Genomic DNA, 26066 nt, shown 5'->3' on the forward strand with positions numbered 1-26066 from the left:
CATGCTTAAAACAACAGTCATCAAGCATTTCAGGGGAACAGTAGCGACAGCTACAGCCCTAAACATCTCAAAATCAACGGTAAGTTTGTGGGGGGATGTAATCCCTTGGAAGTACGCATTATTGATTGCAGCAGCTACGGCAGGCTCTGTGCCGTTTAACTGGGAAGATTATCCAGAACTTTTTCCAGTCTTCAAACCACAGCCGGAGGGATTGGACCGTGGGTAATGAACCGAAATGGAAAGCAGAGCGCCAGCCAGCGTGGCTGATTAAAGCCATCCGCAAAACAATTGCCGGTCTGGCTGGTGGATATTCCGAGGCCGCTGAGATTCTGGATGTTACCGAGGACGCTGTTCATAACAGGCTGCGCAGCGGTGGCGATCAGTTGTTTCCAATTGGCTGGTCGCTGGTTTTGCAGCAGGCAGTTGGTAGTCATCACATCGTAACAGCCATAGCGAAAACCTCTGGCGGCGTGTTCATGCCATTACCGGATGTCGAGCTGGTGGATTACGGCGATATCAATCAGCGTCTGTTAGAGGCCATCGAACAGATCACCCGGTATTCACAGCAGGTCAGGGCAGCTATTGAGGATGGAGTGGTGGAACCGCACGAACGCGAGATTATCGACGAGGAACTACATCGTGCCATTACCAAATTACAGGAGCACACGACACTCGTTTACAGGGTTTTTTGTGCCCCAGAAAAGTGAGAACGCCGGGTTGCAGCCCAGCGTTCTCGGCGACTACATCAATAAGTGTGGAGAAATAATCGCGTGAATAATTTAAACAGATCCCCGGATTTTCCGCAATTCCGGTGCCTGCCCATGACAGGCGGGACTAGCCAGCAGCCATTCCGTTATTCGCTCAATTTACCTGATGGTCCTCAAACCGTTAACCACAGTTTCGTTGAGTGGGCTGTGGGTAACGCCAATGAAAAACATCGCAAATCAGGGGGCTAAATGCCCCAGCAAACAGAAGAGATTATCCAGCCGTGGGTTGCGCGCTATGCCGATCCACGCGGTGTGATTGTTGAAACTATCGGCGTTGACGTAACGAATAACCGGGTGCTGTTCAGGCGTCCAGGCTATCCGTACGTCTGCGTCCAGCCCCGTAACATATGGGGCCAGAAGTTCAGGAGAGTTAGTGATGAGCGTTAAATTGTCTGCATACGTCTGGGACGGTTGCGCGGCGTCAGGTATGAAAATCACCAGCGTGGCCATCATGGCGCGTCTGGCTGACTTCTCAAGCGATGAGGGCATCTGCTGGCCGTCAATCGCCACCATAGCCCGTCAGATTGGAGCAGGCTCCAGCACTGTGCGCACCTCGATACGCAAACTGGAAGCAGATGGCTGGCTGACCAGCACCACACGGCGCAAGGGAAACCGTAACACGTCGAACATGTACCAGCTGAACGTCAGGAAACTGCGTGAGGCTGCCTATGCTCACCAGTCAGATTCTGACGTGTCAGAACCTGACACATCAAAATCTGATGCATCAAAAACTGACCCATCAAAATCTGATGCACCAAATTCTGACCCCTCAAATTTTGACCCGTCAGAATCTGGCAAAAATCCGGGTTTTCACCCGTCAGAATCTGGCGACGATCCGTCAGTAAATTCAAAACATGATCCATCAGATAAAAACCCTATATGTCCTGGAGCTACGCCCCCGGACGTTCTGACTGTGGATAAACACCTCTATGGTGATTCAGACGCGGTGGTGTACAGCCCCAAAAGAACCATCTGGGGCAGCGAGGAGGATTTGAAATGTGCGCAGTGGATATGGGAGCAGATCATCCACCTCTACGAAAAAGCCGCCGAGACTGATGGCGAGCTGGCAAGACCAAGAGAACCCAACTGGACAGCGTGGGCAAATGACGTGCGCCTGATGTGCTCACAGGACCAGCGAACTCACTACCAGATTTGCAAGATGTTCAAACGTGTTCAGAGCGATCCGTTCTGGTGTCGGAACATCCTCAGCCCGTCAAAGCTCCGCGATAAATGGGATGAGCTGGTACTCAGGCTCGGCCCGCTTCAGCGGTCAATTACAGACATTTCACCAGTGGATTACGCCACCCCAGAAGGGTTTCGCGGTTATTAATGGATATCAAAAAATGACTACGCTATCGAAAATTTACGACAACAAATCTAAAACAGAAACGAACATCACGACCCGCAAAACCTACCTGCTGGGGGTTAATGAACTCTATGTCGAGCTTGGTTACAACATTCGGGAAATCGACCAGACCCACGTCGAGGAATTCCGCGATGCATACATCGCTGGTGAGCATGTGCCTCCGCTCGCTGTGCAGGTAACAGAGCAGGGCATAAAAGTCATCGATGGCCACCACCGTTACTACGGTGCAAAACTGGCGAAAGAGGCCGGTTATGACATACGTCTGGAATGCAAAGATTTCGTGGGCAATGAGGCTGACCGTATCGCCTTCATGGTCACATCCAGTCAGGGGCGCGCACTGGAACCACTGGAACGAGCAACCGCCTATCTGCGCCTGGTTAATCAGGGCTGGGAACCGGCGCAAATTTCCAAAAAAGTTAAACGGTCGATCACTGACGTTGAAAATCACCTGGCGCTACTGACGTCTGGCGATGAGCTAATCGCGTTGGTCAAAAACAAGGAAGTTGCCGCAACCACTGCGGTCGCCCTGGTCCGTGAGCATGGTGCGTCGGCTGGCAGAGTGGCAAAAACGGAGCTGGAAAAGGCAAAAGCAGCGGGCAAGAAAAAGCTGACCAAAGCCGCCGCCATGACGCAATTCAGTGCCAAACAGGCTCGCCAGCTGGTGGAGCTGTTAGTCAAGCATTGCCAGGCAGAGCAGGGAGAGGAGGGCGCACGCGTTACTCTGACGCTTGAGACTGACCTGCAGGTGGCTGAGTTAATGGATATAATTCAGGCCGCCAAAGATTATTACTGCCATGTGACTTCCAAAAGTGCGGTTTTGTAACGAAATGAATTTATTTACGGTAAAAACTAATTAATAGTATTGATAAATTTACTTGAATGTTAAAAAATAGATAAGAGGATGTGAGAGCGAAACTTCATTAACAAACCTCAAGGAGTTTCTTTGTATACAAGTTAAAAAACAAAGATGTTTATTGAGGTTTTGATTCTTGTGATTTAATTTTTTTGTGGTTTGTTTTCATCAGCGTAGGAAATGTATTCCGCTTTGTTGATTAACTGAAAAAGATGGATTAAATGAAAATATTATCTGCTAGAATTTATGATAAATACCTAGAGCTTGTTCCAAAGGATGCAGGGCGATATGGTGATTTATTTGAAATAGATAGTGTTAGCTTACTCTTAGGGACTAACGGATCTGGTAAAACAAGAATGCTAGTTTCTCTAGCGAATGCTATAAATGCCCCTGGCGATAATTCTCTTAAATTATATGTCCAAGATGATCACGAGAGACTAGTCGAAAGTGCAGATTCATACAAAAATGAAATTTGTTCAATTTATTATTCTGCCTTACCCTATCGACGGAAGCTTAGTCGCCGAAAGGGGATATTTAACGCGTCTCCTACCAAAGCAAATTCAAAAGATAATAAAAGACTTGAGAATTTTGGTAAAGTTTCTAAGATGTTAGGGGTGAAAACACAACTTGAAGGGATTGTTAGATACACATCTTTAGTATTTAGATCTTTGCTTATACCTATACTTTCCAAGTCAAAAATAATAGGGAATAGAGAGCTAGTTATTTTAATTAAGGAGTTAGCCTTACTTAAAGATGGTGAATACCTTAGTAGAAATGAAAAAAAATCCGTTTTTGATTTAGATAAAAATAGAGAGGATGTGTTAAACAAAATCGAATCAATTCTTGAGGAAGTTGTCATAAAGGATTTTGGTAAGACTAAAGGGATGTGTTATTTTTCAGCCCTTGAATATTTATATTTGATGATGGATAAAAAGTCTGCTGTAACTATAGCAACTCAGTTTCTTGAGAGTATGGATATTATAAATGGAAAGTTGGATTCGGTTGATAAAAAACACATTAATAAACTAAAAATTTTAGCAGCTAATACCCTTGCATTAATCAAAAATAATAGCGAAATTAGCGCTAAAAGTTATAGCCATCGCAGATTAACATTAAAAATTGATAATTATGATAATCTTATAAATATAAAAGGAGCTGATACGTCTATTTTAATCGAGTGGTCAAATCAAAGCTCTGGTATCCAAGCTTTAGTTGAGCAGTTTTCATTAATAGATGACTCAGTCAGCAAAGCCACAAGAGAAGGTTACAGTTCTATACTGTTATTAATTGATGAGGGCGATGCATACTTGCACTTGGACTGGCAAAGGAAATATATTTCTTTAATTAATAATTTTTTGGGTGGTATTAAGAAAAAATATTCTTTGAAAACTTTGCAGCTTGTTTTAGCAACACATTCACCTTTGTTAGCTGCCGACATTCCAGGGGATTTTGTTATTAGTTTAGACTCCAATAATTTTACAGTCACATTTGCTGCTCCGATCGAGGAGATTATTTCCAGCGCCTTCTCTTCGAGTTCATTGGGAGAATTCGCCGCTTACAATATCAATGACATTTACAAAAGAGCTTTGAGCAATAATACTACGCAGCATGACCTTAATTTAGTGGAGTCTATTGGTGATATTTCTATAAAGGCCGCACTCAAGAAGGAAATATTGTAATGATAATAAATATTTCAGATATATGGGAAGACGCTTCAGCTCAACATTATTTATTTTTAGAAACAATCATAGAGGAGGGGCTAAAAGAGCTCACTAATTCTTACATTCATAATTCTATTAGAGATTTTATCCACGCCAATAGAAAATCAATAATTACAGGTAGTCCTAATGACTTATATAATTGTATATTAGATTATAGAAATCGCTTCGGTAATGGTTTGATACATGGTTGTGTATCAGAAAAATTAGAAAAAATTTTCAACTTCGGAAAGTTCTCAACAAAATCTAATGATCCATGGACAGCTTACCATCTTTGCGATTTAGCCAGATACGAAATATGTAGTTATTGCCAAATGGTTAGCACTGCCACCAGTCTCCCTAGCGAAGATGGAACGGGATTTAGGCCACATATTGACCATTACTATTCTAAATCTGATTACCCTTATCTTTCATTAACATTATCCAATTTTATACCTTGCTGTGAAAAATGTAATGGGCCTCAGATGAAACATGCAAAAGATTTTGCAAAAATACATCATCTAAACCCCTTAGTTGATGAAGAATCTATTGAGTTTAGGCTTAGTCCTGTAAATATTAACGGTGACTTTGCGGAATTTTATGCTCTACAACTTGCACCTGATAAATACTTTTTAGAGCTCGTGGTAACTAAAAATATTAATAATTCGAGAAATTCTATTAAGACATTTCAGTTAAAGCGGCGATATGCTGGTTATTCTAACAGGGCATTTTATTTGGCAAGAAAATCAAAAGGTTTTGCTGCACGGAAAAAAAGTGTAGATGATAACTTAGATTTTGAAATTGAACTTGCCGATTTATTAGAGTTTACACCAGATAAATACAAAGAGTGTGAATATGGTAAAGCTAGGATTTGTGTAGCTAAACAATTTGGTGTGGATATTGATTAGAATAGGATGGTGCTCATAATAAGTTGATAGTTCTGTTAATAGTAAAAGAGCGTTTAAAATTAAAAATATACTTTTTATCATTCTGTTTTGCAGGACAGACTTGATGATCAACCATCAGAATAGAATGTAAAAAATAGGCGAAGTTAATAAATTATAAAGCGTATTAAATTTTTACGCAGTGGGTGGGTAAAATAAAAAAGTGTGGAGAACAATATGCGTGATATGCCTGAATTATTGGAGCGCTGGGCGGGATGGGCAAAAACAGAATCTAACAATATTGACTATTCGTCAATTGCCGCCGGTTTTAAAGGACTGTTACCACAAATATCTAAGATGGGACCGATATGCAGCGATGATGATGGACTGATAATTGAATCATGCTTAGCAAAACTTAAGTTAAAGCGTCCTGATGAGCATAAATTGATCGTGCTTTATTACTTTTATAAAGTCTCGAAACGAAAATTAGCTAAACGCGCACATTGCGACGAAAAAATGATCCGTATACAAATACAAATGGCTGAAGGTTTTATTGACGGCTGTCTTTCAATGCTTGACGTTAAACTTGATATGGATTAGAGATAGTAGAGCTTTGAGCCCGATTATTCGGGCTTTTTCTCACCTTCAACATCTTTAACATACAAAATTATTGCGGATTTAATTTCACCATCCACATGTCTTGCATTTATGCTCAAGTGAACAGGCTTGCGTTCCCACTCAGCTTGCTGCAGCGCTTCTTTGTTGCCTGTTTCGTCGAGGAAAATATCTTGAACTAAACAGGTAAGTCGCTGGTCGGTGCGTACATTCCTGACTTTCACCTTGAAGGCTTCAGGATCAGTATTATTAACTTCCTCAATTCTGTAAACACCATCGATTCGCATCTCGGAAGAACGTCGGCGTGCGTTAGTAGTCAGTTCGCGTGCCATTTCCGAATCTAGCGTAATGCCGTCAATTACTGCTTTGTCGGCTCTCACAAAGGATTTGACCATTTCACTTTTTGCATCGTAGGCCATGCGATCCATGTTATCGAGTAATGGTTGCTGTTTCATGAATCTTGCCATTATCTCTGTACGCTTTGTCTCTTCCTGACTCATAGTTTGCATGGTTTTGAGGTGTTCTTTATCACCATCTTTATTGATCTCAGCAAGCCTGACCTCTTTGCGATTATCGAGGTAGCGGCGGAAAATGGAAACTCCACCCCAGATCAAACCGGCGCTGATTACTGTAATCATTATTTCTTGAGCGCTCATTTTCCCCACAAGTTCTTGAGAAAGCTTTGTTAAAAAACCATTCATATCAACCGTTAAGATTGAAGATCCCTGCTTAACTTCCACCGAGATTTCAAGTTCTTCGCGGTCTTCTTTCGTGAGACGCCTAGGATCAGGAGTACCGAACTTTGCCAAAGCAAAAGCTCGATTGATCTGACTTTGCATCTCAACAAAACCTTTCATGACAGAAGGAGTCAAGCTTTGGTTAAAGTTATTACCCTCTAGCTTAAACGAAAGGTTGGGCCATCCGTCAAACGAAATATGCTCTGGTAATTGGTGCCCAGACAAGTAACTTTCAATCAGTTGATATGCTTGTTCTTCTGTAGAAATGAGGAGTTCTTCCTGAGCCAAAATGGCGTCCTCTTGTGCTGTAAATGTTAGTTATACCGAACAGTTAGACATTTTTATGAGTTCGGGTCGTATAGGAATACCAAAGTAAAACATTTTTCTGAAAAAATCATTAGTGCGGTCCGCAAAAAGATGCGTATTGTGATAAGAGTAGCTTCCTCGCATTACCGCTTACCACCCAGAAAACGCTTCAAGTACGTATGCTGAATTGCCTAGTTTTTTTCTTGTAAGAGTCATTTTTACTTCTCACTTGACGATAAATCCCTAACCAATTGCATACAAACTATGGCTAATGCTGATGCAGAGAAATGATACAGGCAGTCGAATAGCGTGCTAAATCAGCTATCAGAGAAAATCTGAGTTTATTAATCATTAAGAGGGACCGCTAATGGCTGAGCCATTAAGCACCGGCGCTACGGCAACCGTAGCTGGCTGGGGCATTGTCACGTCTGCGCTGGTGGGATTTATCACCTCTGTAGATTACTCAATCGCGTTTGGGGCGTTTGCCGGTTCGATGTGCTTTATCGTCACCGCCAGCGACCTGACGCGACGACAGATATTTGGTTATTTCCTGTTTGGTTATGCCGCTGGGGTATTTGGGGCGGGATTTGTAGCGGACAAAGTAGAGGACTATTTCGATTATCGGGAAAAACCACTTGATGCACTTGCGGCTGTCGTAATTTCCGCCGCTGCGGTGCAAGGCTATTTCTGGCTGAAAAATGGTGGCGTTTCAAAATTGCCATTCGTTAAAAAATGGCTGGGGGAGAAATCATGATTAGTAGCGATTTCCTGACAGTTATTGATGTCGCCATATGCGCGGCTATTGCGCTGCGCCTGATGGTGTTCAGCAAAACAGGGCGAACACATAAACGCGGTATCGCATGGATAGCTGCGGGTCTGATTCTGTTTTATGGCAATTTCGCATTGCTATGGCTGTTCGGGCAATACCACGCCAGCGGCTGGCCGGTAGTTGTAGCAAACGCACTGATATGCATCGCGGTGTTTGCGGCGCGTGGAAACGTTGCGCGCATTGTTTCTTATCCAACGGAAGGAAGTAGTAAAAAATGACGGGCAATAAAAAACCACGCGGCATCCGCAACAAAAATCCAGGAAACATTCGCTGGGGCGATGAATGGCAGGGGCTGGTGCCAAAATCCCAGCGCACTGATAAATCGTTCTGCCAGTTCATCTCGCCAGAGTACGGCATCCGCGCAATGATCGTCATACTGCGCAATTATCAGAGCAAATACGGGCTGCGGACGATCACAAGCATCATCAAGCGCTGGGCACCACCTAACGAGAACAATACGCAGGCATACATTGACAGTGTGGTGCAGGCCACCAGTAGCGGAGCAAATGAGCCGATTGATCTGGCTGACAGCCTTATACTGTTTTCGCTGATGCAAGCCATCATCCAACACGAAAACGGCTCCCAACCTTACGGATTAGATGTATTCGTCAGCGCTCTTGATTTGGCTGGTTCGTAAGAGGCGCAGAATCGATGAGTAAATTCTGGCTGTATGGAGTTCTTATTGCTGCCATCCTGGCGCTCGGCTGGGCTGCTAACCACTATTATTATAAAGCTGTAGTTTGGAGAACGGTTGCACAGCATACGCAGGAACTGACAAGGCAGCAGGCGGCCACTATAACCGATATGCAGACGCGCCAACGCAGTTTGGCTGCACTTGATGAGAAATACACAAAGGAATTAGCTGATGCTAAAGCCACTATCAATCAGCTGCATGATGATGTTGCTACTGGCAAGCGTCGGTTGCAGCTCAACGCCATCTGTGAGAAGCAATCCGCCTCCCGCACCACCAGGATGGATGATGCAGCCAGTGCCCGACTTACTGACTCCGCTCAGCAGGATTATTTCACCCTCAGAAAGCGAATCGAAGTAGCTGGAAAGCAAATAGCCGGTTTGCAGCACTACATAAAAGAACAATGCCTTTAGCTTAATTTACTTTAAAAAAAGTAGTAAAATCCCTCCCTATAAAAAAGGAGAAGCAGCATGGCAGTTGATTATATTTCATATGAAACAATGAAGGCGGCGAGGGATACGGCAGATTTTACATTTTGGATCATGATTGGTACTTGGGTCGCGGGAATCGCTACTTCTTTTGCTGTTATCATCACCCTTTATGTAACGGTTAATCAAAAAAGAGTTAGGTTGAGTTGTGTTGTAGGCGAGAAAATCATTATAAGTCCTCTAGATTCCTTTGGTGATGCTGAATCCAGAGGGATATCATTCATGATAACAAATAAGTCGAACTTTCCTGTTCAAATTAATCATTTAGGGCTTAGGTGTAAGTCTTATCCATGGCAAGAAAAAAAATATTGGTTCTTGAAAATAGATAAACATCCATACGGTGATTCATTACCAAAAAAGATAGAGCAAGGGGAGCAATGTCATCTTTGGATCCCGTTAGATGAACGAGAAGATGATTGGTATAAATATCTTTCTGGAGTCATTTCTAAAGCAGGAGAGAAGCCTGAAAGAATGCGAATAGTTGTAACAACAAGTTTTGGTAAGTCCCCAAGCTTTAAGTTGCAAAAAAAAATGTTAGAAAGTCTAAATGCTGCACAAGCATCTTAACCGCCTACGGGCGGTTTTTATTGGAGCAACCAATGATTTTAACGCCCAATGCCACTGTCATTGGTGGCACCGGTATGTCGGGGATATCAATACCCGGCGCTATCGTTATTGGTGGTCAGGAAAAACTACCAGCCGACACGATATTTATCCAGAACGATAGCAACAAAACGCCCACATCCCCATGGTATGTCACTCAGGTAGACAGCACGCATTACACGATGCTGAACGCGACCGCCCCTAAAGGCTGGCAATACCTTGGCGCGTTCCTCGTCAGTGGTGAAACCGGTGCTCAAATCGGGCGTGCGGAGGGTGCTGTCTGGACGATATCTAACCCCAGTATGGTGCAGCATATCAGCACATCCTCCGGTGGTCAGGCTGCCGTGAGCATACTTAAAGCGGGAACCTGTACGCTGACGGTGTCGCTGCGTGGCTTGGTTTCGACACTAGTGATAACCGCCGTCTAACAACTAGGCCAATGAAATAAGAGGTAACTATGTCTGAGCCATTAACCGTAACGAGAACGCCCGTCCAGATTACGGACGGTAATAACAGCGCACATGTGACAGTTGCTGAAGGGTTTATTGAGTATGCCGACAGCGCAGACTCAGCTGCCTGGCATAGAGCTGACCGCGTAATAAGTATATTTTCGCCATGGATAATCTGGTTAAGAGTATCATCAGGCACAAAAGCCACAGTGGTTATGTCAAAACATGTAAGCTAATTGAGTATCTTAAAAACTGCTTTATTTTTTAATTCTTTGGTAAGCGCCCAATGCTCCACCTATAGCACTTAAAGCTAAAAATGCAGCGCCAATGACGCCTTTTTTGGAACTTTTAGACTCCTTAAGTAATGACTGCTGACCTGCAATAGTCATCCTTTCTATGGCTTGAATGGATTCGGAGGCTTTTGATTCGTGAGCTATCCCAATATTGGCGATTGCCTCAATGCTTTTAGCCGTCATGCCAGCTGTATTTTCTATGGTGATTTTATGGATGCTGGATATTGAATCTTGAGTGGACTTAACAACAGTTGTTTTGCCTTTTTCCGACAAGGCGGGGATTAGTTCATTATCTTTTACTAATTTCCCAATAGACTCAAGGGCAGATCCCTTTCTATCTGAATCATCCATGCTATGTAACACCCGTTCAGAAAGGGTCATTTTATCGCTCATAGTCATACCTTCTAATCAGTCTTTTTATCTTTAACGGCAATAAAATTCATAACTTGAGTTAGTTAGTTGATTTCAACTTCCCCGGAAATGACTATGACGACCAAAACTAGAACTGGCCGTCCTTCTGTTTATCTACCAGAGGTGGCTGCAAACATCTGTTCACTGCTTGCTGATGGTGAAAGTTTGCGCAAGATATGTAAGCGTCGAGGCATGCCTAATAAGTCGACTGTATTCCGTTGGCTGGCTAAGCATGCGGAGTTTCGCGACCAATACGCGAAAGCTACTGAGACTCGCGCTGACGCAATTTTCGAGGAGATATTCGATATTGCTGATGATGCTGCTGAGGAGTCTGCAGCTGTGGCGAAAGCGCGGCTGCGAATTGATACCCGTAAATGGGCGCTGGCAAGGATGAACCCGAAAAAGTACGGTGACAAAGTGAGTCAGGAAATCGACCATAAATCATCTGATGGCAGCATGGCACCAAAACCAACTGTGATTCAGCTTTTACCAGTTGAGCCTAAACATGACTGATGCCGTACAACTTCCAATTCCCGCTAAACTTGCTCCCCTGTTTACTGCGGTAGGTAAACGCTATCGCTGTTCACATGGTGGGCGCGGCAGTGCAAAGACACGCACATTTGCCTTGATGACAGCGGTCAGGGCTTATCAGGCGATGATGAACCGTGAGAGTGGGGTGATCCTTTGTGCGCGTGAGTTCATGAACTCACTGGAGGAGTCGAGCATGCAGGAGGTTAAGCAGGCGATCCTTTCCGTGCCTTGGCTGGCGTCCAACTTTGACATTGGTGATAAATACATCCGCACCATCGACAAAACGGTGACATACGTTTTCTCTGGTCTGCGGCACAACCTGGACAGTATAAAGTCAAAGGCGCGCATCCTGCTTTGCTGGGTAGATGAAGCTGAGTCAGTCAGTGAAATCGCCTGGCAGAAGCTTAGCCCGACAGTCCGTGAAGAAGGTTCGGAGATTTGGGTCACGTGGAACCCAGAGCGCGACGGCAGTGCTACCGATAAGAGGTTCCGCAAAGAGGCTGGTGACGACTGCATAACCGTAGAGATGAATTACACGGATAACCCCTGGTTTCCTGACGTGTTGGAGGGCGAGCGCCAGAACGATGAGCGCCGTCTCGATCCGGCAACTTATGCCTGGGTATGGGAGGGCGCATACCTCGAAAACTCAGACAAACAGGTGCTGGCTGGCAAATACCGTGTTGCTGAGTTCTCAGACAATTTGTGGAAAGAGGCGGAGCGGCTTTTCTTTGGTGCGGACTTTGGTTTTGCCAAAGACCCCAATACGCTCACCCGATCATTCATTCTGCATAACCGGCTCTATGTTGAATACGAGGCATATGGGCAGCAAACCGAACTCGACTACATGCCCGCTCTATATGACACGATCCCCGGCGCACGCGATTGGCCCATCAAGGCTGACTCAGCGCGCCCGGAGACAATCAGCTATCTCAGGCGTCAGGGGTTCAATATCTCCGCAGCTGAGAAGTGGCAGGGCAGTGTAGAGGATGGTATCGCTCACTTGCGCGGCTTTGATGAAATCATTATCCACCCGCGCTGTAAGAATGTGGCACGCGAAGCCAGAATGTGGTCGTACAAAACTGATCGCATTACAGGGGAAGTATTGCCAAAACTGGCTGATGGTAATGAACACTGCTGGGATGGCATTAGGTACGGTCTTGATGGCCACATCAAACGCAAGGGTCAGACGATGGGTATGATGATTCCTAAGCGCCTGCAGGGAAGATAAAACTTTTTTTGTAGTAAGTCCCGAAAATACCCTTTTCGCTATGATTTAAGGCTATGCATTTTCGGGCTGGTTTTATGCACGTTTTATGCAGCCCGATTTCAACTATGCCGTGAGGAAATCATAGAGAAATAACCCGTTCATGATGAATTGCGCGCGAGTGCCTTTTCAGCATGGCGGGTAAGACCCATTATGTTAAATAGGGCTAAAATCAGTTTTTTTAACAGGTCGCTCAGGCGGCCTTTTTTATTGCCTGAAATCCACCAGCAGGAAAATCATGACTGATAAATTAACACTCGCCGTCAATCACGCGCTGAATGACGTCAGGATGGCCCGTGCGCGTGCAATGGCTTTCAATCCCGGCATGGGGCTGGACGTAAAGCGCGAAAGCGCATGGTGTGAATACGGCTTTAAAGAAAACCTGACATTTGATGATCTGTACAAACTTTACCGGCGTGGCGGCATTGCGAACGGCGCAGTAAATAAGCTGGCTTCCAATTGCTGGAAAACAAACCCGCAGGTCATTGAGGGCGAGCCGTCCGATGAGTCGCGAGAGATGACTGCGTGGGAGCGTGCAAGCAATCAGGTATTCAGCCACCGATTCTGGCGCGCAATTGCCAGGGCGGATGTAAGGCGGCTGGTGGGGCGCTGGGCTGGCATCCTGCTGCACGTTAAAGACAGCAAGGAGTGGGTTGAGCCGGTTATTAAAGGCAAAGCGCTGCAGAAAATCACGCCTGTATGGGCAAGCGCCTTGAAGGTTGCCACCCGCGACAGCAATGGCGCTATCACGATGTGGCAGTACACAGAGACGCTATCGGACGGCAGCACTGCACAGCGTAAGATTCACCCTGACCGCGTTCTGATCATCGGCGATATGTCAGATGACGAGATCGGTTTTCTGGAGCCAGGCTATAACGCTTGCGTCAGCCTGGAGAAAGTCGAAGGCGGCTCTGGTGAGTCGTTTCTGAAGAATGCAGCGCGCCAGCAGAGCATCAACTTCGACAAGGAGGTCGATTTCAAAAATCTGGCCTCATTGTATGGCGTCACTGTGGATGAACTGCAGGAGCGTTTTAACGAAGCCGCACGCGAGCTAAATCGTGGTAATGACACGCTACTGATTACTCAGGGCGCACAGGTCACATCGATGGTTAATGCCGTCTCTGACCCGGAACCCACCTATGAGGTGAACCTGAAAACGTTTTGCGCCTCGGTTGATATTCCTTCACGCATCATCGTTGGCAACCAGTCAGGTGAGCGGGCCAGCGCTGAGGACCAGATTTATTTTAATGGTCGCTGCCAGTCGCGCCGGGGTGATCTGTCGTTCGATATTGAGGATATGGTCGATAAGTTGCTCTATCTGCAAATCATCAAACCAGTAGCAAAATTTAGCATCGTCTGGGATGAGCTAAATGAGCAATCACCTTCTGACAAACTCGAAAGCGCCAGCAAAATGAGCAGCATCAACCAGGCAGCGCTAGCCTCCGGGGAGCAGGTATTCACGGTTGATGAAATCCGTGTTGCAGCAGGTTATGAGCCTGGTGGGGGTAAACCGCTGCCGGAGGATGACGATGACGAAGAGGAATAAGACGCCCAGGTTCGCAATCCTACCCAGCAACAAACAAGACCCGACCGGCATTGACCAGTTAGAGCGTAAGGCGATGAAGGATTTCGCCAGACGCATTAAGAAGGTCAGTAAAATCTATAAAGACACCCTTGAGCGATTCCCGGCATCCCTCGCCATTAACGCCCGTTATGAATACCAGCTCGATCCGGTTCTGCTGAACATGGTTCTCAACGACGCCAGCATTCTGACCGATGCCGTGCTGGTGGAGGGAGACCAGAACAATAACTGGTTCACTGAAAATTACGTTGAGGTTGCCGTTGTACGCGGGACCGCCCAGACATTTGCCAACCTGTCCCAGCAGTCAGCAACCTACCTGGCTGACAGGCATTCCCTCCAATCCCTGCTAATGAGCGAACCCTATCAGCGCCGAATGACGCTGGTATACACACGCGTGTTTGAGGAGATGAAGGGGCTATCAGCAGAGGTTAAGCGGAACATGGCGCGGGTGTTAACTGAGGGCATCGGGCGCGGGCTTCACCCCTCAGTGGTGGCTAAAAACCTGACCGCGCAGGCAGGTATTGAAAAACGTCGTGTTAACAGAATAGCCAGAACAGAGCTGACTACCGCACTGCGGCGCGCCCGCTGGGATGAGGCTGACGAAGCAAGCCGAGACCTGGGGTTAAACATCCGGTTACTACATTACTCAGCACTCAGTCCCACAACGCGCCAGTCGCATGCCATCCGGCACGCGCACCTTTATACGACGGAGGAGGTGAGGCGGTGGTATGCCATCGGAGCCAATGCGATCAACTGCAAATGCTCACAGGTTGAGGTGCTGGTGGACGCTAAAGGTAACCCACTCAACTCAAAAATTATTGAGATGGCTCAGGGGGAATACAAACGATACATGGCACTCGCCGCCAACCATTCACATCAATGCTGCGGCCACCAGCACGCAGCCTAATCGAGACATAACCATGCCTATGCAGATTAACGTCACCACCAGGGTGAACAATCAGTCTATACGCCGCGAAACGCATAACGGTCGCCCGCATCTGGTACTTCCGAGTTACACGTTACCGGCAAACGTTGTGATGAACGGCGGCCTGTATCCGGCCTCTGAAATTGACGCTCATTATCAGGGGCTGGAGGGAACGCTTGCACCGCTCGGTCATCCGACCGTTAACGGGCAGTTTGTCTCTGCGTTCTCACCAGAGGGCATCAATGTCGGTCACATCGGCGCGTGGAATCGCAACGTGAAGAAGTCTGGCAACCGCGTTTATGCAGAGAAATGGGTCGATACCACTGTTGCCAATCAGAGCGAGGGCGGGCGTGAGCTGCTGGAGCGCGTAGCAGCCATTGAGCGCGGCGAGGATGTGCCGCCAATCCACACCAGCGTTGCCGTGTTTCTCGACCAGCTGGAGGCTAACGAAAAGCAAAAAGCCCAGGGCATCGAATGGGTGGCAAAAATCAACGCCATGGACCACGACGCCATCCTGCTGCATGAGGTTGGCGCGGCACAGCCAGAGCAGGGCGTTGGCCTGATGGTTAATGCCGATCAGGCCAGAACACTCAAACCTAATTCCGGCGCGCTGGTGGGGGAAAGCTACCGCGAGCGCGAGCGCCGTCTGGAACAGGCTGCCCGCGATAAATTTGTGAAAGGGCCGGATGATTACGCCTGGATTGCCGATTTCACTGACTCACAGGCCATTGTCATCCGTAACGGGAGTGACGCTCAGGTTTACGGCTACACCAATGAAGGCGGGAAAATCACCTTTGACGATACCGGCTCAAAAGTTACCCGCCAGGAGTCTTGGGTGGCAATCGTAGCCAACAAGGTCAAATCCATTTTCACACCGCAGGATGCTCCTGCAACGAACAATCACCATAAGGAGGGCGAAATGCCTTTAACCAAAGAAGATGTCGAGCAAATCGGCAACATCGTCAGCGGCGCTATCACTGCGAACAACGAGACCACACTGAAACCCATCGTAGAGGCGCTGGCAGGTATTCAGGCAAACCAGAAGACGCTCTCTGACACCCTGACCGCCAATGCCCGCGCTGAAGAGAAAACCATGCGTGACGCGGTGGCTGCCGTTCATGGCGAGGTCATTGCCAACGCACTCACAGGTGAAGCCCTGAAAGAGATGTTTAGCAAGATGGGAGAGGCTACCCAGCTCGGGGCCAACAGCGCTAAAAACCCACCCGTTAACGGAGCACCAGACCCTGCTACCTATTTCGGAGGTGCTGCGTAATGGCTCGTTATCGTCGCGTCAATATCGACGGGAAATCACTCTATAAGACCGAAACCCGCGTGGCAGCTACAGACCTGCTGCCCGGAAGCGCCGCAGTCATCAACGCCGATGATGAATTTGTGCAGGCTACGTCATTACGTGGCCGCATCTACATCATTGACGTCGCACATCATCAGGGGCTGTCAATTACTGACGCGGTTCCTGGCGGTGATTCAGCGGTGGGCAATTACGTGGAAGAGGGCCGCGAGCTGGCATTGCGCTGTGGTCCGGGGACATATGCCAAAGACACCCCGATCAAACTCGGCACCAATGGCAATTTCACACCGGCAACCGCTGACACTGACTCGGTGATCGGCTATAGCCAGGACGAGGCCACGATTGCGACCGGTACAGCCGATTTCATTCGTGTGCGCATGCGTGTTGGCACCATTGCCGCTGGCGCATAATCAGGAGAAAAAATGTATTTTACCGCTGAAACACTGGCAACAAACAGTCGCCTCCAAGGGCACTGGAATCAACTATGGGCCAACCGCAACATCTTTAACCATCATAACGACATCATGGTGAACGCCTATCGCAGCGTGATGGATGCGGAAATGCTGGCTGTGAACACCATCGGCGGCCTTACTCGCGAGTTCTGGGCAGAGATTGACCGACAGGTTATCCAGTTGCGCGATCAGGAAACCGGCATGGAAATTGTCAACGACCTGATGAGCGTTCAGACGGTCCTCAACATCGGCAAAACTGCAAAACTTTATACCGTCGTTGGCGATATCGCTGATGATGTTTCAGTGAGCATCGATGGTCAGGCTCCATATTCGTTCGATCACACTGAGTACGACAGCGATGGTGACCCGATTCCGGTATTCACTGCAGGTTACGGTGTTAACTGGCGTCACGCTGCTGGATTGAGCACAGTGGGAATTGATCTGGCGCTGGATTCGCAGGCAGCAAAAATGCGCAAATTCCACAAACGCCGCGTTAAAGCCTACCTCAACGGCAATGACAACATCTCCGTGGATGGGTTGAAATCGCAGGGCATCAAAAACCATCGTAACACGCAGAAAATTAATCTGGGCAGTGGTGCTGGTGGTGCAAACATCGACCTTACCAAAGCCACCCCAGCGCAGTTACTCGAATTTTTTGGTACTACTGGTGCGTTCGGACTGACTGCCCAGGCCAATAAAGTCACCGCCTATGACGTGCTCTGGGTTAGCTCCCAAATCTGGGCAAACATGGGTAAACCGTACCTTATCGACATCAATAGCGGCACTAATGCTCTGGTGAGTGGCACCGTCCTTGATGCCATTAAAAAGTTCATGCCTGTGAAAGACGTGCGGATGACTTTTGCGCTCAAGGGCAACGAGTTCATTGCATACGAGCGCCGCAAGGACGTTATCTCCCCGCTGGTGGGGATGGCTGTTGGTGTTGTTCCTCTGCCGCGCCTTATGCCGCAGAGCAATTTCAACTTCCAGATCATGTCTGCGGAAGGCTTGCAGATTAAACGCGATGATGAAGGCCTCTCAGGTGTACTTTACGGCGCAAATCTCGACTAAGGAAAAATAATGGCTGACAAATACGAAGTGATCAGGCCCTGGTACGGTGTGGAGACTGGTGATGTTGTGGAACTTGAAACCGTACATCCTTCTTTAAAACCTCATGTTCGCAAGCTGTCTGATAAGGCATCGGCTGAGCTGGTCCCGGCTACCCCGGAAGCCAGTACCGAAAACAAGACGCGCAAAGAGATCATTACTGCCCGGCTTGATGAACTCGGTATTGAGTACAAAGGCAATCTTGGTGCTGACAAGCTTTCAGCGCTGTTGCCGGATGGCGAGTTGGAAAAGCTTTTCCCCGCTGAATAACAGCCGCCGCTCAGGCGGTTTTTTTATGCCCTCTGCGGAGGGCTTTTTGCAGAGGTGCGCATGATTACTACGGCACAGGCAAAAGAGTATCTAACCAACCTAGGCATTACGTTACCTGATTTTATCCTGGAGGCGCTGGTGGAGCAGGCAAACAGTATTCAGGCGTGTCTGGATGCCAACTATCCACCAGCGACCGCACTGCTAATCCAGATGTATCTGTTAGGGCTAATGGGGCTGGGTCAGGGAGACAAATACATCAGCTCGCAGTCAGCGCCTTCCGGCGCGTCACGGTCATTCCGCTATCAGTCGTTCTCTGACCGCTGGAAAGGCGCTCTGGCGCTTTTGCAGGGGCTGGACAAAAACGGTTGTGCCACGGATTTGATCCCCGCCGATCCGACACAACAGGCATTTGCAGGTATCTGGATTGGTAAAAGCGGGTGCATGTCAGGTGGCACTCGATGAACTGGCAGCCTGCGGCGCAACCACCCAAACCGTTCCGGCGCGTATGGGTTAAAACGGATAGCGGTGTTCAGACAACGGGCTACGTTAACGAGGCGGGCGACTGGCGGATTAACTGCCCGCGCATAGCTGCACTAAAACCCGTTGTAATGAGCTGGAGGGAATAACCATGTCTGAGATTGCCCGATGGTCATACACCGGCAAGGCGACGTTCTGGAAGCGGTTAGCGGGGCAGGATGAATATGGCGACCCGCTGGGATTTGCTGAGCCTGTAGTCATCGACTGCGGCTATCAGGGTGGGTTGAGTAAGCGGATTGGTAATCTCGGTTCGGAGCTGGTAGTTAAAAACACAATCTGGACTGAGTTTGCTGACGCCGATACAGGCGATTACATCCTGATTGGCATCTCTGCTGAGCCGGACCCGTTGAAAGCTGGCGCTGACCAGATAATGCAGTCGGTCCGCTTTGAGGACACGTTTGATCGCCTTGTCGATGATTGGGCGATTATTACAGGAGGTTAATGTGGGCGTTAAAGTCAGGGGGATTAAGGAGGTCAGGCGCAACGTTAATAGCATTGTCGATAACATTCAGGATCGGCGCATAGTTCGGGCGCTGACCGGCGCAATGATTGTTGGGGCAGCGCAGGCATCCATCTATACGCCAATCGACACCTCATACCTGCTGAACAGCCAGTTCCGTGAAATTGTGGTCAATGGCACCCGCATTACCGGTCGCGTGGGCTACACGGCCAGCTATGCGGCCTATGTTCACGATCCGGCAATCCGGCAGCAATTCCGACGCTCTACGGCAGAGAAAAAGTTCCTGACCAAAGGGTTTGAGGAAAGTCGCGACGTTATTGATCGCGTCGTGCAAAAGGAAATGTCGTTGTGACCCCCCCAATGCACACCCGCGTGCGCAACCATTTTGTTGATGCGGGGCTAACCATAGGGTTTACCACACAGCTGCTGATGTGGAATGACACCGGCAATCAGGGCGAGGCATTTATGGTTTTCCGTCCGGCTGGTGGCACGCCAGTCGATGCTGTGATCAGCGCTGAATATTATGTGATGGTCGATGTGGTTGGCGCTAAAGGGGGGAATGGCCGGGTAGACGCCGCCGTGCAGGACATTATCGAGCACGTTAAATCCAACCCGACAGGCAATCCCTGCCTGGGGCAGATAACCAATATGGGCGGAATACCTGCGCCAATCCCCACTACTGAGGGACGTCTGGTTTACCGCCTGATGTTTTCCTGCCTCTACGGCGAATAAAAAACTTTTTGAAATCACAGGTCGCTCAGGCGGCCTTTTTTTATGAAATGAGGAATTATATGAAGGGTTGCAAAAGCACGTTTGACCGCCTGATTGGCCGCGCCAAAACGCTGGAACTGGCCTACGGTTGCCCGGATGCTCGTCCGGGTGAGGCAGAGTGGAAATTACTTGGGCTACCGACATCGGCAACATGGGATATGAGCCCCGAATCACTGACGTCAGACGCAGATGATGGCGGGTTCACGTCAACCATGATTGCCAGCCTGGACCCAACCTACTCTATTGAGGGTGAGGTCCGCGTTAACGATCGTTCTGATGAGTTTGGCATTCAGCAATTCACCAAATATTTCGTTGATGAAGTTAAAGCGCGCCGCAATCCAACGGTCTGGATGCGTTTCCATTGGGGTAACTACTATCACATCGGTTACATGGTGGCATCTGGTCTCAGTGACGGCGGTAGTGTTAAAGAGATTGTTACTTACAGTCTTGAGCTGAAGCTTAATGAAGGCACGACCTTCGAAATTGAGCCAGATGGCGAAGACGAGGCCGTGACCGGCGTAACGGTCACACCCACCAGCGCCAGCATTGCCGCAGGGGCATCCTCCAGCTTCACCGTAAACGTTGCGCCAGCTGATGCGTCAGATACAACGTTTACCGTTGCCTCATCTGTACCAGCGCGCGCTACTGCAACCATCAAAGGCAACACCGTGACGGTCAGCGCTCCATCTGGAGCGACGGCAGGCACTGCAAACATCACCGTAACCACTACCGATGGATCATTTACAGCCGTTTTCGCTGTAACCGTGACCGCGTAGTGATCATTCCCTGGGTCTCCTGTGAGGCCCACACAATGATTACTGAGGAGAAAAGCCATGGTCCCAATGAAAGAGATCGGCGAGTGCCTGATTAGCACGCCGGACGCCGATTATCTGTTTCGCCCCTCGTTCATCAACATGATGCGTATTGGTGAGCCACAGGAAATCGTTCAGGTATTCGCGGACCTGCACAGCGACGAAATCACCCCACTGACAGAGCGTGCGCTGGCTGCATATGGACGCATCCCATTGTGGTTGATTGATCACATTCGCACCAGCACCTACGGCAAACACGCGCTGGTGGCTGCAATAACCGTGCTGGAGGCATGCAGCAGTGATGATTTGACCCCACTGATTGGCGAGCTCCGACCGGCTAAATCTAAAGGCAAGACATTCAAGCGTCGCAAGGGGTTGATGGATGATTGCGATATGGTCCTGATCGCCCAATCGCTTATCACGCACGGCATCATTGGAAAAGCCAAAGTGCGCCAGTTGCAACGGAATGAGAGCGGCACAGCCACAAATGAATTTAATGCGTTTGAGTATATCAGCGCCGCCCGTACCCATTTTGGCATCAGCCGGGACGAGGCGCAGCAGCTGACGATGACAGAGTTTCAGCTGATGCTGGCCGCTAAATACCCCGCTCAGAAAGGGTATACCAAAGAGGAGTACGACCATGCAGCAGATGATTATTTTGCTCGTCGCGAGAAGCGGCGCGCTAAAGCTGCCAGAACATCACAATAGCAAATAAGCATGATTTAGTATGGCTATTGCTTTCCAACGGCTGAGGCAGGATTTAGGATTGTTGCCACACTTACATGTGGAGATAGGGACATGAATAAATTTTTTTCGTTATGTTTATGCGTATTGCTTTTGCCTTCAATAACGTCTGCCAGTGAAAAAATGAAGCTAAAGGATATAAAGTGGCTGCAAGGGATTTCTGAGGTTAAAGCTATAGGTTGTGATTCCTACGAGGATAGCACTTACTCATCAACAGGTCGTGATGAGTTAGAGATTACCGAATCTTCTTTTAGAGAAAAAAGATTGAACCCTGACAGTAAGATTACTTGTGATCTATGGGCTAAGACCGATGACATTAAAAAACCAGTATTACAGGTTCTAGAAGAATTCAAAATTGACGGAGTAAACGTCCACATTTATCACTCTGATGCATCTGGCACCATAGGTAAGGATTACAGTGACAATAGCGCCTGGAACAGCGCTTGTAAAAGCGACACAATGACAGATGAAGTGACGTGCTACGTAAGCCATAAAAGTTTTTATATGTTCAAAAATAAAACAGGCTACTACTTGCTAGTAGGAAGTGATCATTTCCCTCAGACAGTTGCTTATATTAGGCTCGGAAAGGATAAACCAATTTCCTCTGGCAAGGATGGCGTTTTTTCTTCTGCTGACTCGTTAAAAATAATCGAGTCAATAAATAATCAAACCACATTGTCTACGCGATACACAAAATGGCCTTACGAGACACCAGTGGATGAAAAACTGGATACAAAATATTTTGAACAGGCGAAAAAAGTCTTAGATCTTATCTTTGATAATCATGTTTGAACAAACGAAAAACACACAACCTCGCTCAGGCGGGGTTTTTTTATGCCTGGAGAATAGTGAATGGCAGGTTCAGTAAATGCTGGCAGCATCATCTACGAGGTGGACATGGATACCGCCCGCCTGCTGGCGGCCCGCCGCGAAGTAGATGCCGCCCTCAGTGACATGAGCGGGACTGTTGGACGTCTTGATACGTCGGTGACCCGTGCAGAGCGCTCAGTAGCAACGTTGCAACGCACTATGTCACGCCTGAGCGCCGTAGCCAGTAGTGTAATGGCGGCTATTTCGGTGCAGCAGATTGCGCAGTACGGCAATGAGTGGGTGACGGTTAATAACAAACTGGTTAACTCCGTCCGTGCCAGTGAATCCCTGGCCGATGTTACTCAGCGCGTATTCGATATTTCGCAGGATACACGTTCCGAACTGGAGGCTACATCAACACTCTATGGTCGGCTTGAACGCTCAACACGCAGCGCGGGGACGAGTACCAAAGACCTGATCACGCTCACCTCGACGATAAACAAAGGCCTAGCGGTTTCTGGCGCAACCACGGAGGAGGCCAGTTCCACCATGACGCAACTGTCTCAGGCGCTGGCGTCAGGCGTTCTGCGCGGGGAGGAGTTCAACTCCATCTCTGAGAACGGTAGCCGCCTTGCCATGGCGCTGGCTGATTCTCTTGGCGTAACTATAGGCCAGCTCCGCAACATGGCGGCAGAAGGTAAGCTGACCACCGAAGTTGTTGTGAATGGACTGCTTAAGCAAAGTGATGCGATTGCTAAAGAGTTTGCCAATACAGCACTGACAATGGGCCAGGCGTTCACTGTAGCCAGCAATAACATCACCAAATTTGTCGGTGAAAGCACTACCGTCTCCACATCTATTCGTGTGTTTAACGATGCGGTGATTTCACTCAGCCAGAATCTTGATCTGGTCGCTAATGCGATTGGTGTAGCCGCTGTGATATTTGGTGCGCGCTTTACCGGCGCACTGGCGCTGGCAACGAAAGCGCGCATCGATGACGCACTTGCGGCAAAAGCGCAGGCCACCGCCACCGCTCAATCCACTGCGGCTACCGCTAACGCTGCTCGCGTGACTGCGCTGAAAGCAAGCCTCGATAAGGAGCAGGCATTATCGAATCTTGCCCTGGCTCAGGCTGAGTACAACGTCGCCAGAGGATCGGCGGCGGAGGCGTTCGCACTTGAAAACCTCATCGCCATTAAATCTGTGGCCATCCAGCGTTCTGCCACCTATGCAGAGGCTCAGATAGCCGAGGCGGCTGCCACCAGAACGGCAGCGGCTGCTGCCGCAGCGGCAACCACGACCATTGGCGGGCTTGCAAAAGGAGCGCTTGCCCTGATTGGTGGTCCCGCTGGCGTGGCAATGATAGCGGCTGCCGGGATTTTCTACTTCTATCAGAAAATGCAGCAGGCCCGACAGGAAAGCATCGATTTTGCTGACAAGCTGGATGGCGTCATTGCCAAAATGAAAAACATGAGTCAGGTACAGCTCGCCGCTCAGATTGATAATGCCACCCGGTCCATAAAAGCCCAGGCTGATGCAATCGAGGACAACCAGGCGACATTGGAGGCTAATGAGCTGCAGCAGGCCCGTCTGCGCCGCACTCTGAGCTATTTGCAGGAGGGCAGTCTTTTATACAGGATGACCCTCTCAGAGCTAACAGACGCCCAGAGTGAGCACACTCAACTACTCGCCGCCAATGAAACTGCACAGACCAAACTGAGTCAGACGGTCAGCAAAACAGGCATGCTGCGCGCCCAGATGAACGGGACGTTTGTACAGGGCATTGACCTGCTGAAACGTGACGGACATGAGGCCAGTTTAACATCTGGCCTGATGAGGCAGCTCGGAACAGCTATTGATATCGCCAGCCGGGCAAAGGAAAAATTCAACGCCACCAGCCTGCAGGTACCCCGCAGTGAAAAAGCTGACGCCTATAACAAAGCGTTAGAGGATGAAAATGCACTTCTGGCCATCACCGATAAGCGTCTTCGTGCGGTCACTAAGGCGAGGATGGAGGCGACTGAAAGGGGAGGGAACCAGAATCAGATCAACGCTGCAGGCCAGTTGGCTGGTGCTCAGTACGACCTGCAGCTCGCGGAGAAGGCCCGCAATAAAGAAACCCGCGATGGGGTGTCAGCAGGTAAGAAAGCAGAGACCCAAGCCGAGAGCGTTGCAAGCAAGCTGGCTAACCTGAAGCAACAATCAGAGCTGGTGGCTGATTCAACCCGCCAACTCAGCCGAGAACAGGCGATTCTGGCTGCTCAGCAGTCCCTTGGCAGCGCTGCCACTCAGGCAGATATCAAACAGGCCGGCGAGTATGCCGCCGCCAAATGGGACGCCAGCAACGCCATCCGCGCTCAGGCAGCAGCCGAAAAACTCCTGCCCGAGACTAAAGAGAATGCCAGCTATAAGCAGGATGTTAGCGATCTGAATGCTGCACTGGCGGCAAAAAAAATCAGTCAGGCGCAATTCAATGCCTACTCAGAACGGCTTGAGCAGGAGCATCAGGTTAACCTCGCTAAAATTCGCGCTGACCAGGTAGTTACGCCACAGCAGTCTGCTGCCGGTACAGTTGATCCGGTTCAGCAACTGGCAAACGATAACGCCCAGAAACTGGCATTAATTCAGCAGTTTGAGGCCAATAAAACCATCACCGAGCAGCAGGGGCTTGCACTACGCAAGGCGGCCAATACGGAGTACGAGCAACAGCGTACAGCAGCTATGTGGCAGTTATGGCGCAATCAGAGCGCAGGTAATGAAGCCCTGGCTGCTTCGTTTGATTCTATTGCCGGGAGTGCATCTAACGCATTCACAGGGATGATTACGGGGAGCATGACAGCCGGGGAGGCGGTGTCCTCTCTTGCCAGCAATGCCCTGAATACGCTGATCAATTCCTTCGTTCAAATGGGCGCTGAATGGGTCCGATCTTCAGTAATGGGGGCCGCAGCTCAAACAACAGCCATCACAACCACAACGGCAGCATCCGTAGCCGGGACGGCAACCACGACAGCAGCGAGCACGGCAGCAGCGGGTACAACGCTGGCTGCATGGTTGCCCGCCGCTCTGGTCGCTTCTATCGGTTCATTTGGTGCAGCGGCTGTAGTAGGTGGCGCGGCGCTTCTGGCGTCATTCGGGCTGATCACTGCATTGTCAGGAAAGCGCAAAAATGGCGGGCCGGTGTCAGCGGGCTCTATGTATCAGGTAGGCGAAGGCGGCATGCCGGAAATCTATCAGGCCAGCAGTGGCAAGCAGTACATGATCCCCGGTGATAATGGCAAGGTGATCAGCAATAAGGACATCAACTCTGGCAGCAGCGGGCAAATTCAGGTCTCTATTGAGTTCAATGATTACACCTCTGGCTCGCATACCTATGACGCACAGGCAACACAGAGCGGTAACACGCTAACCGTTCAGGCGTTCATCATGGATATGGACCAGGGCGGGCCAATGAGTGCCTCAATTACCAGTAATCTGCAAACGCAGAGGAGGGCGAGGGAATAACGGTC

Annotated in this window: 32 protein-coding genes; 30 read left to right on the forward strand and 2 right to left on the reverse strand. The window is 48.8% G+C overall.

What is annotated here, in order from left to right:
• Position 1 precedes the first annotated feature (1 nt).
• The 8 genes from FA92_RS06090 (at position 2) to FA92_RS06125 (ending at position 6167) form a co-directional block, all read left to right on the forward strand.
• Positions 2-226, forward strand: a complete 225-nt coding sequence (locus tag FA92_RS06090; RefSeq protein WP_051926465.1) for a Cro/CI family transcriptional regulator — start codon at positions 2-4, stop codon at positions 224-226.
• On the forward strand, positions 219-707 hold the full coding sequence (locus FA92_RS06095; RefSeq protein ID WP_033782688.1) for a YmfL family putative regulatory protein: 489 nt from the start codon (positions 219-221) through the stop codon (positions 705-707). Before FA92_RS06090 ends, FA92_RS06095 begins: the two co-directional genes overlap by 8 nt.
• 249 nt (positions 708-956) lie before the next feature.
• Positions 957-1154 carry a DUF4222 domain-containing protein gene (locus FA92_RS06100; protein WP_033782690.1) on the forward strand — a complete coding sequence of 66 codons (198 nt, stop codon included), beginning with the start codon at positions 957-959 and terminating at the stop codon, positions 1152-1154.
• Positions 1144-2097: a helix-turn-helix domain-containing protein gene (locus tag FA92_RS06105; RefSeq protein WP_033782692.1), complete on the forward strand. Its 954-nt coding sequence runs from the start codon at positions 1144-1146 to the stop codon at positions 2095-2097. The genes FA92_RS06100 and FA92_RS06105 overlap by 11 nt, the downstream gene beginning before the upstream one ends.
• A gap of 13 nt (positions 2098-2110) precedes the next feature.
• Positions 2111-2956 (forward strand): DNA-binding protein, encoded by an 846-nt coding sequence (locus FA92_RS06110; RefSeq protein WP_033782694.1) that lies wholly within the window; start codon positions 2111-2113, stop codon positions 2954-2956.
• A 251-nt stretch (positions 2957-3207) separates the two neighbouring features.
• Positions 3208-4665, forward strand: a complete 1458-nt coding sequence (locus FA92_RS06115) for an AAA family ATPase (protein ID WP_033782696.1) — start codon at positions 3208-3210, stop codon at positions 4663-4665.
• Positions 4665-5591 carry a hypothetical protein gene (locus FA92_RS23230; RefSeq protein ID WP_156105672.1) on the forward strand — a complete coding sequence of 309 codons (927 nt, stop codon included), beginning with the start codon at positions 4665-4667 and terminating at the stop codon, positions 5589-5591. The genes FA92_RS06115 and FA92_RS23230 overlap by 1 nt, the downstream gene beginning before the upstream one ends.
• 213 nt (positions 5592-5804) lie before the next feature.
• The gene (locus FA92_RS06125; RefSeq protein WP_033782698.1) at positions 5805-6167 is read left to right on the forward strand and encodes an antiterminator Q family protein; all 363 of its coding nucleotides are present in this window, start codon (positions 5805-5807) and stop codon (positions 6165-6167) included.
• Between the two features lie 23 nt (positions 6168-6190).
• Here FA92_RS06125 and FA92_RS06130 read toward each other — a convergent pair whose 3' ends face one another.
• Positions 6191-7207 carry a hypothetical protein gene (locus FA92_RS06130; RefSeq protein ID WP_239780513.1) on the reverse strand — a complete coding sequence of 339 codons (1017 nt, stop codon included), beginning with the start codon at positions 7205-7207 and terminating at the stop codon, positions 6191-6193.
• A gap of 385 nt (positions 7208-7592) precedes the next feature.
• Here FA92_RS06130 and FA92_RS06135 point away from each other — a divergent pair, with 385 nt between their 5' ends.
• Genes FA92_RS06135 through FA92_RS06160 form a run of 6 tightly spaced genes read left to right on the forward strand, consistent with a single transcriptional unit; the run spans position 7593 to position 10264 of the window.
• On the forward strand, positions 7593-7979 hold the full coding sequence (locus FA92_RS06135) for a putative holin (RefSeq protein ID WP_033782700.1): 387 nt from the start codon (positions 7593-7595) through the stop codon (positions 7977-7979).
• Entirely contained in the window at positions 7976-8272 is a 297-nt protein-coding gene (locus tag FA92_RS06140) for a phage holin family protein (protein ID WP_033782701.1), read from the forward strand. Before FA92_RS06135 ends, FA92_RS06140 begins: the two co-directional genes overlap by 4 nt.
• Positions 8269-8691, forward strand: coding sequence for a structural protein (locus FA92_RS06145; protein WP_033782702.1), 423 nt, complete (start codon positions 8269-8271; stop codon positions 8689-8691). The genes FA92_RS06140 and FA92_RS06145 overlap by 4 nt, the downstream gene beginning before the upstream one ends.
• Before the next feature lie 14 nt (positions 8692-8705).
• The gene (locus tag FA92_RS23760) at positions 8706-9158 is read left to right on the forward strand and encodes a lysis protein (RefSeq protein ID WP_033782703.1); all 453 of its coding nucleotides are present in this window, start codon (positions 8706-8708) and stop codon (positions 9156-9158) included.
• Positions 9159-9215: 57 nt separating this feature from the next.
• Positions 9216-9800 (forward strand): hypothetical protein, encoded by a 585-nt coding sequence (locus tag FA92_RS06155; RefSeq protein WP_033782705.1) that lies wholly within the window; start codon positions 9216-9218, stop codon positions 9798-9800.
• Positions 9801-9832: 32 nt separating this feature from the next.
• Positions 9833-10264 (forward strand): hypothetical protein, encoded by a 432-nt coding sequence (locus FA92_RS06160; protein WP_033782707.1) that lies wholly within the window; start codon positions 9833-9835, stop codon positions 10262-10264.
• A gap of 278 nt (positions 10265-10542) precedes the next feature.
• Here FA92_RS06160 and FA92_RS06170 read toward each other — a convergent pair whose 3' ends face one another.
• Positions 10543-10971, reverse strand: a complete 429-nt coding sequence (locus FA92_RS06170) for a hypothetical protein (RefSeq protein ID WP_033782710.1) — start codon at positions 10969-10971, stop codon at positions 10543-10545.
• Positions 10972-11064: 93 nt separating this feature from the next.
• On the opposite strand from FA92_RS06170, the gene FA92_RS06175 reads away from it, so the two are divergent.
• From FA92_RS06175 to FA92_RS06255, 16 genes are all read left to right on the forward strand, one after another.
• Complete coding sequence (locus FA92_RS06175; protein WP_033782711.1) at positions 11065-11502, forward strand: ubiquitin carboxyl-hydrolase; 438 nt, start codon at positions 11065-11067, stop codon at positions 11500-11502.
• Entirely contained in the window at positions 11495-12748 is a 1254-nt protein-coding gene (locus tag FA92_RS06180; RefSeq protein WP_033782712.1) for a phage terminase large subunit, read from the forward strand. Before FA92_RS06175 ends, FA92_RS06180 begins: the two co-directional genes overlap by 8 nt.
• A 274-nt stretch (positions 12749-13022) precedes the next feature.
• On the forward strand, positions 13023-14330 hold the full coding sequence (locus tag FA92_RS06185) for an anti-CBASS Acb1 family protein (RefSeq protein WP_033782717.1): 1308 nt from the start codon (positions 13023-13025) through the stop codon (positions 14328-14330).
• The gene (locus FA92_RS06190; protein ID WP_033782718.1) at positions 14314-15273 is read left to right on the forward strand and encodes a phage minor head protein; all 960 of its coding nucleotides are present in this window, start codon (positions 14314-14316) and stop codon (positions 15271-15273) included. Before FA92_RS06185 ends, FA92_RS06190 begins: the two co-directional genes overlap by 17 nt.
• A 13-nt stretch (positions 15274-15286) precedes the next feature.
• Positions 15287-16564 carry a hypothetical protein gene (locus tag FA92_RS06195; protein ID WP_033782719.1) on the forward strand — a complete coding sequence of 426 codons (1278 nt, stop codon included), beginning with the start codon at positions 15287-15289 and terminating at the stop codon, positions 16562-16564.
• Positions 16564-17010, forward strand: a complete 447-nt coding sequence (locus tag FA92_RS06200) for a hypothetical protein (RefSeq protein ID WP_033782720.1) — start codon at positions 16564-16566, stop codon at positions 17008-17010. The genes FA92_RS06195 and FA92_RS06200 overlap by 1 nt, the downstream gene beginning before the upstream one ends.
• A gap of 12 nt (positions 17011-17022) precedes the next feature.
• Positions 17023-18120: a major capsid protein gene (locus FA92_RS06205; RefSeq protein WP_033782721.1), complete on the forward strand. Its 1098-nt coding sequence runs from the start codon at positions 17023-17025 to the stop codon at positions 18118-18120.
• 9 nt (positions 18121-18129) lie between these two features.
• A complete protein-coding gene (locus FA92_RS06210) occupies positions 18130-18426 on the forward strand; it encodes a hypothetical protein (RefSeq protein WP_033782722.1) in 297 nt (98 codons plus the stop codon).
• Between the two features lie 60 nt (positions 18427-18486).
• A complete protein-coding gene (locus tag FA92_RS06215) occupies positions 18487-18888 on the forward strand; it encodes a hypothetical protein (RefSeq protein ID WP_033782724.1) in 402 nt (133 codons plus the stop codon).
• Between the two features lie 166 nt (positions 18889-19054).
• Entirely contained in the window at positions 19055-19405 is a 351-nt protein-coding gene (locus FA92_RS06225; RefSeq protein WP_033782728.1) for a hypothetical protein, read from the forward strand.
• A gap of 1 nt (position 19406) precedes the next feature.
• Positions 19407-19775 (forward strand): hypothetical protein, encoded by a 369-nt coding sequence (locus tag FA92_RS06230; protein ID WP_033782729.1) that lies wholly within the window; start codon positions 19407-19409, stop codon positions 19773-19775.
• The gene (locus FA92_RS06235; RefSeq protein ID WP_033782731.1) at positions 19772-20155 is read left to right on the forward strand and encodes a hypothetical protein; all 384 of its coding nucleotides are present in this window, start codon (positions 19772-19774) and stop codon (positions 20153-20155) included. The genes FA92_RS06230 and FA92_RS06235 overlap by 4 nt, the downstream gene beginning before the upstream one ends.
• Before the next feature lie 59 nt (positions 20156-20214).
• Positions 20215-20970, forward strand: coding sequence for an Ig-like domain-containing protein (locus FA92_RS06240; protein ID WP_033782733.1), 756 nt, complete (start codon positions 20215-20217; stop codon positions 20968-20970).
• Positions 20971-21027: 57 nt separating this feature from the next.
• Positions 21028-21714 carry a DUF6246 family protein gene (locus tag FA92_RS06245; RefSeq protein ID WP_033782735.1) on the forward strand — a complete coding sequence of 229 codons (687 nt, stop codon included), beginning with the start codon at positions 21028-21030 and terminating at the stop codon, positions 21712-21714.
• Positions 21715-21804: 90 nt separating this feature from the next.
• Positions 21805-22542, forward strand: a complete 738-nt coding sequence (locus tag FA92_RS06250; protein ID WP_033782737.1) for a hypothetical protein — start codon at positions 21805-21807, stop codon at positions 22540-22542.
• Positions 22543-22602: 60 nt separating this feature from the next.
• Positions 22603-26061, forward strand: a complete 3459-nt coding sequence (locus FA92_RS06255) for a tape measure protein (protein ID WP_033782739.1) — start codon at positions 22603-22605, stop codon at positions 26059-26061.
• Positions 26062-26066 lie beyond the last annotated feature (5 nt).

The sequence above is a fragment of the Pantoea sp. 9140 genome, assembly GCF_000745295.1.
GTDB classification, from domain to species: domain Bacteria; phylum Pseudomonadota; class Gammaproteobacteria; order Enterobacterales; family Enterobacteriaceae; genus Pantoea; species Pantoea vagans.